Annotated in this window: 13 protein-coding genes; 3 read left to right on the top strand and 10 right to left on the bottom strand. The window is 67.3% G+C overall.

The genetic code is table 11. The annotated features are described in order from the left end of the window. Positions 1–92 precede the first annotated feature (92 nt). Both OKW26_RS11725 and OKW26_RS11720 read right to left on the bottom strand, forming a co-directional pair. Complete coding sequence (locus OKW26_RS11725) at positions 93–1,052, bottom strand: aldo/keto reductase (protein WP_429353702.1); 960 nt, start codon at positions 1,050–1,052, stop codon at positions 93–95. Between the two features lie 164 nt (positions 1,053–1,216). Further along, a complete protein-coding gene (locus OKW26_RS11720; RefSeq protein ID WP_429353701.1) occupies positions 1,217–2,392 on the bottom strand; it encodes an epoxide hydrolase family protein in 1,176 nt (391 codons plus the stop codon). A 116-nt stretch (positions 2,393–2,508) separates the two neighbouring features. On the opposite strand from OKW26_RS11720, the gene surE reads away from it, so the two are divergent. Then, positions 2,509–3,288: a 5'/3'-nucleotidase SurE gene (surE, locus tag OKW26_RS11715; RefSeq protein WP_184060073.1), complete on the top strand. Its 780-nt coding sequence runs from the start codon at positions 2,509–2,511 to the stop codon at positions 3,286–3,288. A 31-nt stretch (positions 3,289–3,319) separates the two neighbouring features. Here the strand turns inward: surE and OKW26_RS11710 are convergent, their stop codons facing one another. Continuing rightward, a complete protein-coding gene (locus OKW26_RS11710) occupies positions 3,320–4,138 on the bottom strand; it encodes a DUF4148 domain-containing protein (protein WP_429353700.1) in 819 nt (272 codons plus the stop codon). A 229-nt stretch (positions 4,139–4,367) separates the two neighbouring features. Then, the gene (locus tag OKW26_RS11705) at positions 4,368–5,267 is read right to left on the bottom strand and encodes a DMT family transporter (RefSeq protein WP_429353699.1); all 900 of its coding nucleotides are present in this window, start codon (positions 5,265–5,267) and stop codon (positions 4,368–4,370) included. On the opposite strand from OKW26_RS11705, the gene OKW26_RS11700 reads away from it, so the two are divergent. After that, complete coding sequence (locus OKW26_RS11700) at positions 5,266–5,475, top strand: hypothetical protein (RefSeq protein ID WP_429353698.1); 210 nt, start codon at positions 5,266–5,268, stop codon at positions 5,473–5,475. The two genes, OKW26_RS11705 and OKW26_RS11700, sit on opposite strands and share 2 nt — an antisense overlap. Positions 5,476–5,585: 110 nt before the next feature. Here OKW26_RS11700 and OKW26_RS11695 read toward each other — a convergent pair whose 3' ends face one another. Next, on the bottom strand, positions 5,586–6,221 hold the full coding sequence (locus OKW26_RS11695; RefSeq protein ID WP_090809864.1) for a carbonic anhydrase: 636 nt from the start codon (positions 6,219–6,221) through the stop codon (positions 5,586–5,588). A gap of 319 nt (positions 6,222–6,540) precedes the next feature. Then, the gene (locus OKW26_RS11690; protein WP_008923225.1) at positions 6,541–6,816 is read right to left on the bottom strand and encodes a DUF1488 domain-containing protein; all 276 of its coding nucleotides are present in this window, start codon (positions 6,814–6,816) and stop codon (positions 6,541–6,543) included. On the opposite strand from OKW26_RS11690, the gene OKW26_RS11685 reads away from it, so the two are divergent. After that, on the top strand, positions 6,815–8,515 hold the full coding sequence (locus OKW26_RS11685; RefSeq protein ID WP_429353697.1) for an MDR family MFS transporter: 1,701 nt from the start codon (positions 6,815–6,817) through the stop codon (positions 8,513–8,515). The genes OKW26_RS11690 and OKW26_RS11685 overlap by 2 nt on opposite strands. An 85-nt stretch (positions 8,516–8,600) precedes the next feature. Here OKW26_RS11685 and cobM read toward each other — a convergent pair whose 3' ends face one another. From cobM to cbiE, 4 genes are read right to left on the bottom strand one after another with little or no spacing between them, the layout of a single operon-like run. Then, on the bottom strand, positions 8,601–9,329 hold the full coding sequence (gene cobM, locus OKW26_RS11680) for a precorrin-4 C(11)-methyltransferase (protein ID WP_187611420.1): 729 nt from the start codon (positions 9,327–9,329) through the stop codon (positions 8,601–8,603). A 20-nt stretch (positions 9,330–9,349) separates the two neighbouring features. Then, a complete protein-coding gene (locus OKW26_RS11675) occupies positions 9,350–10,090 on the bottom strand; it encodes a cobalt-precorrin-6A reductase (protein ID WP_429353696.1) in 741 nt (246 codons plus the stop codon). Next, the gene (locus tag OKW26_RS11670) at positions 10,087–11,187 is read right to left on the bottom strand and encodes a cobalt-precorrin-5B (C(1))-methyltransferase (protein WP_429353695.1); all 1,101 of its coding nucleotides are present in this window, start codon (positions 11,185–11,187) and stop codon (positions 10,087–10,089) included. The genes OKW26_RS11675 and OKW26_RS11670 overlap by 4 nt, the downstream gene beginning before the upstream one ends. Further along, complete coding sequence (cbiE, locus tag OKW26_RS11665; RefSeq protein ID WP_429353694.1) at positions 11,187–12,410, bottom strand: precorrin-6y C5,15-methyltransferase (decarboxylating) subunit CbiE; 1,224 nt, start codon at positions 12,408–12,410, stop codon at positions 11,187–11,189. Before cbiE ends, OKW26_RS11670 begins: the two co-directional genes overlap by 1 nt. Positions 12,411–12,415: the final 5 nt, after the last annotated feature.

Below are 12,415 nucleotides of genomic sequence, written 5' to 3'. Positions count from 1 at the left end.
TCGTGCGGCATTTGTGGGAGGCGGCACCTGTATGCGAATAGCAAGCGGCAAGTAATCGTCGTGGCGGATTGCGCACTGGATTGCGCATCGAGTCAGCCGCCGACCGCCGCGATGATCCGCGCGCGCATCGCGTCGTCGGGTAGCGGTCCCGATCCCGCGCGCACATTGTCCGCCATGTATTGCGGCCGCCCGGTGCCCGGAATCACGACCGTCACCGCCGGCTGCGCGAGCACGAATTTCAACAGAATCTGCGCCCAGCTCGTGCAGCCGATTTCGCCGGCCCATGCGGGCAACGGCGTTTTCATCACGCGCGCGAGCAAACCGCCGCCGCCGAACGGCTGATTGATCACGACGCCGATGCCGAGATCGGCCGCGAGCGGCAGGATGCGCTGCTCGGCCGCGCGATCGTCGGCGGCGTAGTTGATCTGCACGAAGTCGGGCTTCTCGCTGCGCATCACCGCCGCGACTTCGTCGAACGCGCTCGACGTGTAATGCGTGATGCCGAGATAGCGAATCCGGCCGCGCGCTTTCCAGTCGCGCAAGGTCGCGAGCTGCGTGCGCCAGTCGAGCAGATTGTGGATCTGCATCAGATCGACATGCGGCTGCTGAAAACGCCGCAGCGATTCCTCCATCTGCGCGATGCCGGCCTCGCGTCCCTCGGCCCAGACCTTGGTGGCGACGAACGCCTTGCGATGCGCGTCGAGCTGCGTGAGCAGCGCGCCCGCGACCGCTTCCGACGAACCGTACATCGGCGAGGAATCGATCACCGAGCCGCCCGCTTCGAACAGGATGCGCAGCACCTCGGCGAGTTGGGCGCGGGCGGCGGCATCGTCGCCGACGTCGAAGGTGCGCCACGTGCCGCAGCCGATCACCGGCAGCGCTTCGCCGGTGGACGGGATCGCGCGGCGGCTCACGCGGGGTAAGGCGGCACCGGATTGCGCGTGCGCCTCGGTTTGCGCGGACGTGACGCGCGACAGCGCAAGCGCTGCCGGCAGCCCGAGCGCCGTGCGCAGAAAGCGGCGGCGGTGATCGTGGTTCGACGAATGTGCCATAGCGTGTATGGTGCCCTCGTGCATGAAAGTTCGACCACCGTCCACGCTGGCCTGGCTGTCGTCGATGAATGCGGGCAGCCTGCGATCGCCGCGAGACGCTCGACGCGAGCGGCGCGGTCGTGCCAGGTGAAAACAGAAGCAGCGTGACGCGTCGCGCTGCGCGCCTAGCGCGCTTTCTGCCGCAACGGCCTGAAGAACTTTCGAATCTCGGCCGCGAGCAACGCGGGCTTTTCCATCGCCGCGAAGTGCCCGCCGGCTGGCATTTCGCTCCACTGCGCGACGTTGAAGGTTCGTTCGAGCCAGCTTCGCGGCGGATGATTGATCTCCTTCGGAAACAGCGCGAAGCCGACTGGTGTGTCGATGCGCTCGCCGTCGGAGAAACGCATCGGCTGCAGGCGGTTTTCCCAATACATCTGCATCGCCGGGCCGATGCACTGCGTGAACCAGTACAGCGAGATATTGGTCAGCAGATCGTCTTTCGAGAACACGCTTTCCACCTCGCCGCCGCAATCGCTCCACGAGCGAAACTTCTCGCCGATCCATGCGGCGAGTCCCACCGGCGAATCGTTCAGCGACGCGGCGACCGTCAGGGGTTTGGTGCCGTGCTGATGCGCGTAACCGCCTTCGAGTGCGGCCCAGTCGTTCTTCTCGCGCAGATAGTCCTGCTCGGCCGGCGTCAGCTCCCGCTGCGCCGCGCCGATCGCGGGCTCATAGGAACTCGGCAGGAAGTTCAGATGGATGCCGTCGACCACCCGCGGATGATGCGCGGCCAACGCGATCGACACGCCCGCGCCAAGATCGCCGCCCTGCGCGCCGAAGCGCTCGTAGCCGAGTCCGCGCACCAGTAACACCCACAGGTCCGCGACCTGGAACGCGGACATGCCGGCCTGCGCGGGCGCAGGCGAAAACGCGAAGCCCGGCAGCGACGGCGCGACGACGTCGAAGGCGTCGGCGGGATCGGCGCCGAACGCGACCGGATCGCACAACTGATCGAGCAGCGCGTGAAACTCGAAGAAGGAACCGGGCCAGCCGTGCGTGATCACCAGCGGATAAGCCTGAAAGCCGGGCGCGACACTGGCGGCGCGCCGATGCGCGAAGTGCACGGTCTGGCCGTTCACGTCGGCGAGAAATTGCGGCAGCTGGTTCAACCTGCGTTCGGCCGCGCGCCAGTCGAATTGCCCGGCCCAATAGGTCGCGAGTTCGCGCAGCCAGGCCGGGTCGGCGCCCTGCTGCCAGGCGGGCGCGGGCGTCGTGGGCGCCCAGCGGGTGGCGTGGATGCGGCGGCGCAAATCGTCGATGTCCTGATCGGCGATCGCAATCTCAAACGGGTCGATCTGCATGGGGGGCGTCCTGGGTCGTTGGCGGCTCACCGTCATCGTACGCGCGTCCGACCAAAGCTCGATAATGGGCGTCCCTTCCCTACGATTCATTCACCGAGCCACAGGAGATTGACGCGATGTCCGCTTACGAATCCAAGCTGCCGCGAGTGCTGCTGACGAACGACGACGGTATCGACGCGCCCGGCCTCGCCGTGCTCGAAGCCGTGGCCGCCGAGCTCGCGCACGAAGTCTGGGTGGTCGCGCCCGAGCACGACCAGAGCGGTACGTCGCATTCCATCAGCCTGCATTCGCCGCTGCGCGTGAGCCGCCAGGGCGAACGCCGTTTCGGCGTGACCGGCACGCCCGGCGATTGCGTCGTGATGGGCGTGCGTCATCTGATGCGCGAGGCGCCGCCGTCGCTGGTGCTGTCCGGCGTCAATCGCGGCGGCAACCTCGGCATCGAAACGATGTTTTCGGGCACGGTCGGCGCGGCGATGACCGGTCTGCTGCTCGGGCTGCCGTCGTTCGCGCTGAGCCAGGCGTTCAGCGATCGCGAGCGCGTGCGCTGGGACACCGCGCGCACGCTCGCACCCGGCGTGATCCGTCAATTGCTCGCGATCGAGCATGCGGCGCCGACCTGCCTGAACATCAACTTCCCCGACGTCGATGCCGCCGACGCAGGTCCGCTGACGCCGACGCGCCAGGGCGTCGGGCTCGTCAGGGACATCGAGGTGCTGCCGGAAGTCGATCCGCGCGGCATCGCGTATCACTGGCTGCGCTTCGATCGTGGCCCGCGCGAGAACGATGCCGACAGCGAAACGGCAACCGTCGCGGCGGGGTGCGTATCGGTCACGCCGCTTGCGTTCGATCGCACCGACGAAGCCACCTTCGCGCGGCTCGCCGCGTCGTTGATCTAACGGTTGCCGGGGACGCGGCGCGAGGCCCGCTTCAGTGCGCCCCAGGTCCCGATGGCTCGGGTCTGCCGAACGCGGGCATCGTGCCGTTCTCACGCGCGCGCACGAGTTCGGCCTCTACTTCGGCGCGGGTTTTGGGGCCGTTGCTGGCGACCGCCTGAGTTGCGGACTGGCTGGTCAGCCCCGCGCGCGGCATCGACCATGGCGACTCGACGCCTTGCGTTGCATATTGCGGCAACGGCCGCGCCTCTGGCACGACGCTGGCCGCTTTCTTCCCAGACCGCTCAGCAGTAGAACTTTTCCGGTGGCTGCCGCCCCGCGCATGACTACCCGATGTCGTCGCCACACTTTGCGCTGAGTGCGGTTTCGTCGTGGTACCCGACGCAACGCGGCTATGGTGTGCGTGCCCGGTCTTTGCCGTGGGTGGCGCCTGGGTCCGGTTCGAAGTCACCGCAGGCTGCGGCGGCAAACTCGTCTGCTGCGGCTGCGGCTGCGGGTGCGGCTGCTGCTGTTGCTGCGCCTTGTTCGACTCCCGCGCGAACTGTAGCGCGGCGATGGCCAGAGCGTCGCCCGCCTGCGCTCCAATCGATGCGGCCGGCTGAGCCCGCAAGGCGGCCACGTCGTCGCGCAGCGCATGGCGACGCGTTGCCGGCGCGACCGTCGCCGCGCCGGGCCGGCCTTCGCTCTGCCCCGCCGCCGCCGCCGTCGCGCTGACACCCCGTCCGCCGTCGGCGACGAGACTCACGTCCCGACCGGACGACCAGTCGTTGTCCAGCTGCGACACATAGGCCCCAATCGTCACCGCGCCGAAGACGAGGCCCATCAACACGATCATTCTCGGTTCGCTATACAAGGCACGCTCCCCATTCCAACCGATCGACCGCCCCGTTAGTCGAAGTGTGGGCGATCCGAATGACAGTGTTTTCCTTTTTAGGCCCAACAACTGACGAATCGGCGGATCTGGTCGGGGATGTGTCCGAAACCGACGGGTATTCTTCCGTTCAAACGCGCGCCTTGATCGGAGTCCCAAGCGGTTCTTCCTGCGCCGCCTTCGACCCTGTTTTCAGCGACGCAAGCGCAGCTCACACGAGCGGCCCTTCCTCGGGCTTGCCGCGCATCGCGACGGCGATCGAACTGCCGACGATCAACGCGATACCGAGCATCGATATTGCGCCGATCGTCTCGCCCCACACCAGGTAGCCGAACAGCGCGGCCCACACGATGCTCGTGTAGTTGTACGGCGCGAGCGCACCGGCATCGGCATCGCGGAATGCCATCGTCATCAGCAACTGGCCCGCCGTCGCAAGCGCGCCGAGCAGCGCCATGATCGCGAGCGCATCGAACGACGGTGTGCGCCATGCGAAGACCAGCGACGCGCCCATGACGGCCGTGCCGACCAGCGTGAAGTACAGCACGGTCGTGCCCGAATCGTCGCTGGCTTTGATGCGCTTGATCTGGATGATCGACAGCGCGCCGCACAACGCACTCGCGATCAGCAGCGCAGGCCCGAGCCAGCTCGCATGCGAGCCGTCAGGGCGCACCACGAGCAGCATGCCGGCGAAACCGACCGCCGCGGCCAGCGCGTCGCGCGGCTTGAGCGTTTCGTGCAACAGCAGCGGTGCCAGCACGATCACGAGCAAGGTCTCCGAATAGACGATCGCGACCGCCTCGCTGAGCGGCATATACGGCAGCCCCGCAAAGAACAGACCCGATGCGCCGAGCAGCGTCAGCGCGCGCAGGGTCTGCCCGCGCACGTCCAGTTGCCGCAAGCGCGTGGCGAGCGGCTTGCCGCGCAGGCACATCGCGAGGGCCGGGAACAGACCGAACAGCATGCGGAAGAACGTGACCTCGTTGGCCGGATAGGCGAGCGCAAGCGATTTCGCGAGGGCGTCGACGAGCGCGAAGCAGAACATCGACACGAGGATCAGCGCGACGCTGCGCAACGGTACGGCGCTCGGGCGGACGGCGGCGACGGGCGGCATGGACGATTCGGTGAGCGTGGGTGATGGAGAACAGGATTATGCCCGCGCTCCGGCGCGCCCACTTTGGCAAATCAGGGCGTCGATCAAGGTCGAGTACCTGCACGGCACGGGCGCGGCGAGCATGCATCTGCTGTGGTCGAACCCGGCTGCGAAGAGCCCTGGTGTGTTGAAGATCGTGCCGTCGGATTCGCTGGTGTCGTCGAGCTGATAGGGATGGTTGTGGCGGGCGGCGCGGTGGGGTTGAAACCGCGCCGCCGCGCCGGCTTTTAGCAAGCCGAGTGTTAATCCCGCAAACTAAAAACCCGTTTTAATGCCACTTCAACTCGCACAAATTTCCCGATTATCCGCAAGCGGCAAGAAGTTACCGGTCTTGCCATCGAGCGCAAGCATTTCACCGCTTTCGATATTGAAGATCCAGCCGTGCAGCCGCAGCGTCTTGTTCACGAGTCCGACCGCCACCGACGGATGCGTGCGGATGTTGCTGAGCTGCGCGATCACGTTGTCCTTGACCAGCGCCTCGAGACGCTCCGCATCCGAGCAGTAGTGGCGCGACGCGTTGATCGCCTTCGCCGCATCCGCGTGACGCAGCCAGCTCGCGACCGCCGGCATGTGCTCCAGATTCGTGCAGCTCGAGATCGCCGTCATCGCGCCGCAGTTCGAATGGCCGCAGATCACGATGTCGGTCACGCCGAGCACGGCAATCGCATATTCGACGGTCGCCGACACGCCGCCCGGCTCCGGACCGTACGACGGCACGATGTTGCCCGCGTTGCGGATCACGAACAGCGACCCCGGTTCGGTCTGCGTCAGCAGTTCCGGCACCACGCGGCTGTCCGAACAGGTCACGAAGAGCGTGCTGGGATTCTGCGCGGTCGACAAACGCTTGAAGAGTGCGCTTTGCTGTGGAAAGACCTCGCGTTGAAAGCGGATCAGACCTTCGATGATTTCCTGCACGATATTCTCCAGAGAATCGAAGAGACGGATTTAAAGTTGCCGCGACTATACCGCAGCCTTTCAATCGTCGCGCGAATCACCGTGCTAATCGTCGCACGCTCCTGCGGCGAACCGCCAGCGAAATAATGGCGTGCTCGCACGCGCCATAAAAAAAGACCCGGCTGCCGGCAGCCGGGTCCAACTCTCTCGCTCACACGCGTTAAGCGGTGTGTGCGTCGATACTGTAGCCGCGCCGACGTCGCGGATATAGTCGCCGCGATGGAAGAGTCCTTTCCACCGCGGCACGAATCGCTTGACCCGATACGAGCAAGCGGGTCGCTCAATCGAAGTCGCGCGTCTCGAGCTCCACGGACCGTCCCCCGTTGCGTTCGAGCACCCGCCGCGTAGCATTTTCAATGCGGGCGCGGTTCGCCTCGAACGCTCCCACCAGATCGTGAGCAGACGGGGCGCCGTTGCCGAGGCTGCCATTGCCGAAATGGTCATTGAGCGCGTCGAGCGACACGCTGCACCATACGTCCTTCCCGTCCACATTGGCCTCGTAGGCGACGCGCGCAGCAGCCACCACTTCCCGGCGTCCGGTGAATTCGATCCTCATGATTGTCCTCCGTGTGTCAAAGGGAAATCCGAATACGCAACGGTCGTGCCCAATCCGGCCGGCTCGCCGGCTGCCCGGGCGCGAGCGCGCATTCTCCGCAAGGTGCATACTCCTGACCGGCCGCCACGCGCGGCCGCGCCGATGCGTCGCAGCAAGGCCTCCTCCGGGCCGTCGACGCATTCAACATATCGATACTACGCCCTTCATGTCCCGCAATACTCAATCTTCACGCCCGCTCGTGATCGCCGCCGTGATGGCCTCGATGGCGATGGTCGCGATCGAAGCGACCATCGTGTCGACCGCGATGCCGCAGATCGTCTCGCAACTCGGCGACCTGCATTTATACAGTTGGGTGTTCTCGTCGTTCCTGCTCACGCAGACCGCTATGACCGTGGTGTTCGGCAAGCTCGCCGACCTCTATGGGCGCAAGCCCGTGATCCTCGCGGGCATCGCGATCTTTCTCGTCGGCTCGGTGCTCGCCGGCTTCGCGTGGTCGATGCCGGCGATGATCGTGTTCCGCCTGATCCAGGGGATCGGCGCGGGCGCGATCCAGCCGGTCACGCTGACCGTCGTCGCCGATCTGTACCCGGCGCGCGAACGCGGCAAGGTGCAGGGTTATCTCGCGAGCGTGTGGGCGATTTCGGCGGTCGTGGGTCCGATGGTCGGCGGCTTCATCATTCACAACCTGTCGTGGGCGTGGATCTTCTGGATGAACGTGCCGATCGGGCTTGCGTCGGCCGCGGGCTTCATCGCGTTCCTGCGCGAATCGGAACGGCACGCGCGGCCGTCCATCGACTTCGCCGGCGCCGCGCTGTTCATGGCCGCGATCGCAGCGCTGATGATGACGCTGACCTACGCCGGCGACGACGCGTTGGCGCGAGCCTCGTTCGCAGGCGGCGTCTTCGTGCTGTGCGTGCTGCTGTTCGTGCGGCAGGAGCGTCGCGCGGCCGAACCGATGATCTCGTTCGCGCTATGGAGCCGCCGCCCGATCGCCGCATGCAACAGCGCGACGGTGCTGGCCGGCATGATCCTGATGGGCGCGACCACGTTCCTGCCGATGTACGTGCAGGGCGTGCTGCATCGTTCGCCCGTGGTGGCCGGCCTCGCGCTGACGATGATGATGGTCGGCTGGCCCACCGGCGCGACGTTCGCGGCGAAGTCGTTTCACCGGCTCGGTTTGCGGCGCATCCTGATCTGCGGCAGCGCGTTCGTGCCGCTCGGCGCGGTGCTGCTGCTGTTGCTGTCGCCGGGCGCGTCGCCGCTCGTCGCCGGGTTCGCGTCGCTGATCATGGGCTTTGGCATGGGGACGTCGAGCGTCAGTTCGCTCGTGCTGATCCAGGAGATCGTCAGGATGGACGAACGCGGCAGCGCGACCGCGTCGAACCTGTTTTCGCGCAATCTCGGCAGCACGCTCGGCGCGACGCTGTTCGGCGCGGTGCTGAACTTCGGGCTCAGTCATTCGCAGGGCGTCGCGACCGTCACGTCGGATCAGTTGAAGGCGCTGCTGCAGAACCGCGCCGCCGATCTCGGCGACAGCGATCTGGTCCGGCTCGTGCTGCACCAGTCGCTGCATCTGACCTTCGTGTCGATGTTCGTGATCGCGCTATTCGTGGTCGTGCTGCTAACACTGGTGCCAACGATCCGATTCGGCGACGACAAGCCGGCACCACTCAAGGCCTTGTCGCCGCTCGAGGACTGAGTCGCGCGGCGTCGCGAACCGCGTGCGTTCGCGAGCGCTATGAGCCGCCCGCCGGCAGCGTCGCCGCGAAGAAATCACGGCGCCGTCAACTGCCCTTCGCATACAGCGTCGAATCGGCGAACCCTTCGGCAGCCAGCACCTGGCCGACCAGAATCAGCGCGGTGCGCTCGATCGCGCTGCCCTGCACCTTCGCGACGATATCGTCGAGCGTGCCGGTGATCTTTTCCTCGTCGGGCCAACTCGCGCGATAGATCACCGCGATCGGACACGCGCCGCCGTAATGCGGCCGCAACTCATCCACGATGCGCGCGAGATGCCGCACGCCGAGGTGAATCGCCAGCGTCGCGCGATGCCGCGCGAGATCGCCCAACTGCTCGCCTTCGGGCATCGACGTTTTGCTCGCGTAGCGCGTGAGGATCAGCGTCTGCGACACGCCGGGCAGGGTCAACTCGCAGCCGAGCGCCGCCGCGCATGCGGCCGTCGCGGTCACGCCGGGCACGATTTCGTAAGGAATGGCCAGCTCGCGCAAACGGCGGATCTGCTCGCCGATCGCACCGTACAGCGAGGGATCGCCCGAATGCACGCGCGCGACATGCTGGCCCTTCGCGTGCGCCGCCGCGAGCAGCGCGACGATCCGGTCGAGATCGAGCTCCGCGGTATTGATCACCTGTTGCGCGCTATGACCTTCGAGCACCGCGGCCGGCACCAGCGACCCCGCATACAGGATCACCGGACAACTGCGCACGAGACGCTGCCCTTTGACCGTGATCAGTTCCGGGTCGCCCGGACCCGCGCCGATAAAAAACACTGTCATTCAGTACTCCAATTATTTGCTCACTTACCCGAATCCGCATTCGCCTGCTCGGGCAACGCATCGAGAAGATCGGCAACGCCGGCGAACTCGCGATCGACCTCGGGCAACACCGGCCGTCGCAGCATGATCACCGGCAAGCCGCGTTCGCGCGCGACCGCGAGCTTCGCCTCGGTCGCGCCGCCGCCGCTGTTCTTGCTGACGACGACGTCGAACGCCTGCACCGCGAACAGCGCGCGTTCGCCGTCGAGCGTGAACGGTCCGCGCGCCGCGAGGATGCGCGAGCGCGCCGTGTCCGGATGCGAATCGAGCACGCGCACGGTCCAGAATTGATGCGGCGCAATCTCGTCGAGATGCGCGAGCGGTTCGCGCCCGAGCGTGAAAAGCGGCCGCCTGAACGGCGCGAGCGTGTCGATCAGTTCGTTCCAGTCATCGACCATGCGCCAGTCGTCGCCGGCTTGCGGCTGCCACGCTGGACGCCGCAGCGCCCAGCACGGCACCTTCGCCACGCGGCACGCGTCGACGGCATTCGCGCTGATCCGCGCCGCGTACGGATGCGTCGCGTCGATCACGAGGCCGATCGCTTCGCTCGCGAGGTAACGCGCCAGACCCGCGCTGCCGCCGAAACCGCCGACGCGCACCGCGCACTTCAAGTCGTCGGGGACCTTGCCGAGTCCCGCGAGGCTGTACACATGCGCGGGACCGAGTTGGCGCGCGATCTTCAGCGCGTCGCCGGTGCCGCCGAGCAGCAGGATGCGCGTCATCGCGCGACTCCGACGATGTTGCCCTGCCGGTCGATCGCGAAGATTTCGACGCTGACCTGCGGCGGCACGATATCGCGAGCAACGGCCAACGCGTGCTGACAGACGATATCGCCGAGCGGCACCTGCCGCGCGTGAGCGAGCGCGAGCGCCTGCTGGCTCGTGTTGGCCGCGCGCATCGCCGCTTGCAGCGCGGCGTCGGCGCCATGCGCGGCAGCCCAGCCGGCGAGTTGTTCGAGATCGATGCTGGAGTTGCGGCTATGCAGATCGAGATGGCCGGCCGCGAGCTTGCTGAGCTTGCCGAAGCCGCCGCAAATGCTCAGTCGCTCGACCGGCGCGCGCTTCACATGCTTGAGCACCGCGCCGACAAAATCGCCCATTTCGATCAGCGCGATATCGGGCAGGCCGTAGTGCGCGCGCATCGCGTCCTCGCTCGCGTTGCCGGTGCAGGCGGCCACATGCGTATAGCCGTTCGCGCGCGCGACGTCGATGCCCTGATGGATCGACGCGATATACGCCGAGCACGAAAACGGCCGCACGATGCCGGTGGTGCCGAGGATCGACAGTCCACCGACAATCCCGAGTCGCGGGTTCATCGTTCTCAGCGCGAGCGCTTCGCCGCCTTCGACGCCGACCGTCACTTCGAAGCCGCCGCGATACGCGTGGCGCGCGGCGAGTTCGACGAGGTGCTGCGTGATCATCTGGCGCGGGACCGGATTGATCGCCGGTTCGCCGACCGGCAATGTAAGCCCCGCGCGCGTGACCGTGCCGACGCCCGGCCCCGCGCGAAAGATCACACCGGGCTCGGGCACGAGGCGCACGCGCGCGAACACGAGCGCGCCGTGGGTCACGTCGGGATCGTCGCCGGCGTCCTTGATCGTGCCGGCTTCGGCGATCCGCTCGCCGTCCGTCGCGGCAAGGCGGCAGAACGTGAGCCGCATCGGCACATGCTGGCCCTTCGGCAACACGATCTCCGCGACCTCGCTAACCTCGCCCGCCAGCAGTAGACGAGCGGCCGCGAGCGACGTCGCGGTCGCGCAACTGCCGGTCGTATAGCCGCTGCGCAGCGGCGCCGGCTGTTCGGGAGTCTCGTCGCGCATCACGAATCGGCCGATGGTTTGGCGGGTTTGGTCGCGTCGAGCAGGGTGATCGGCAACGCCTGGCGCCACGTATCGAAGCCGCCGAGCGGTTGCGCGTGAGCGAGCCCGATGCGCGTCAGCGTACCGCCATGCCGCTCGCGCCATGCGGCGAGCACCGCCTCGCCTTGCAGCGTCACCGCGTTCGCGACGAGCCGGCCGCCGTCGCGCAGTTGTGTCCAACAGGTGTCGAGCACGTCGGGCTCCGTCACCCCACCGCCAATAAACACCGCGTGCGGCGCCGGCAGTCCCCGCAACGCGTCGGGCGCGCGGCCGGCCACGAGCTGCAGCCCGGGCACGCCCAAAGCATCGCGATTCTGTTCGATGAAGCGCTGCCGCGCTTCGTTCGCTTCGATCGCGATTGCGCGACACGTGGGATGCGCGCGCATCCATTCGATTCCGATCGAACCGCTGCCCGCGCCGACGTCCCACAGCAACTCGCCGGGCGCGGGCGCGAGGCGCGCGAGCGTGATGACGCGCACGTCGCGCTTGGTCAACTGGCCGTCGTGGATAAAGGCGTCGTCGGGCAAACCGCAGGTCAGCGGCAGACGCGGCGCATGCGCCGACGCGCGGCACGCGAGCGCGATCAGATTGAGCGCGGCCATCTCGCCGGCCGGCCATTGATCCGCGCGGCCATCGACACGCCGTTCGCGTGCACCGCCCAGATGTTCGAGCACGGTCATGGCAGTCGCGCCGAAACCGCGCGCATCGAGCGAGGCCGCCAGTGCCGCGGGCGTGTGCCCGTCCGCGCTCAGCACGAACAGGCGCGCGCCGTCACGCAGATGCGCATTCAGCGCGGCAAGCGGTCGGCCGACCAGCGAGACGGTCGCGACATCCTGCAACGGCCAGCCGAGCCGCGCGGCCGCGAGCGACAACGACGACGGCGCCGGCAGCACGCGCAGCTCGCCGGCCGGCAACTGCCGCGCGAGCGTCGCGCCGACGCCGAACAGCATCGGGTCGCCGCTCGCGAGCACGCACACCGCGTGCGGACGCTCGGCGAGCAACGGCGCGAGATCGAACGGACGCGGCCATGCGGCACGGCGCGCGGCGAGCCGCGCGGGCAGCATCGCCAGATGGCGCTCGCCGCCGTACACGACCGACGCGCCCAGCAACGCACGCCGCGCGGGCCGCCCCAAACCGGCGAAGCCGTCGTCGCCAATGCCCACTACGGTCAGCCATGCCGGCATGCATC

It is taken from the genome of Paraburkholderia sp. 32 (genome assembly GCF_050435345.1).
Lineage (GTDB): Bacteria > Pseudomonadota > Gammaproteobacteria > Burkholderiales > Burkholderiaceae > Paraburkholderia > Paraburkholderia tuberum.
The sequence above is the reverse complement of the archived record's forward strand: the minus strand, read 5'-3'. Positions and strand labels throughout refer to the sequence as shown.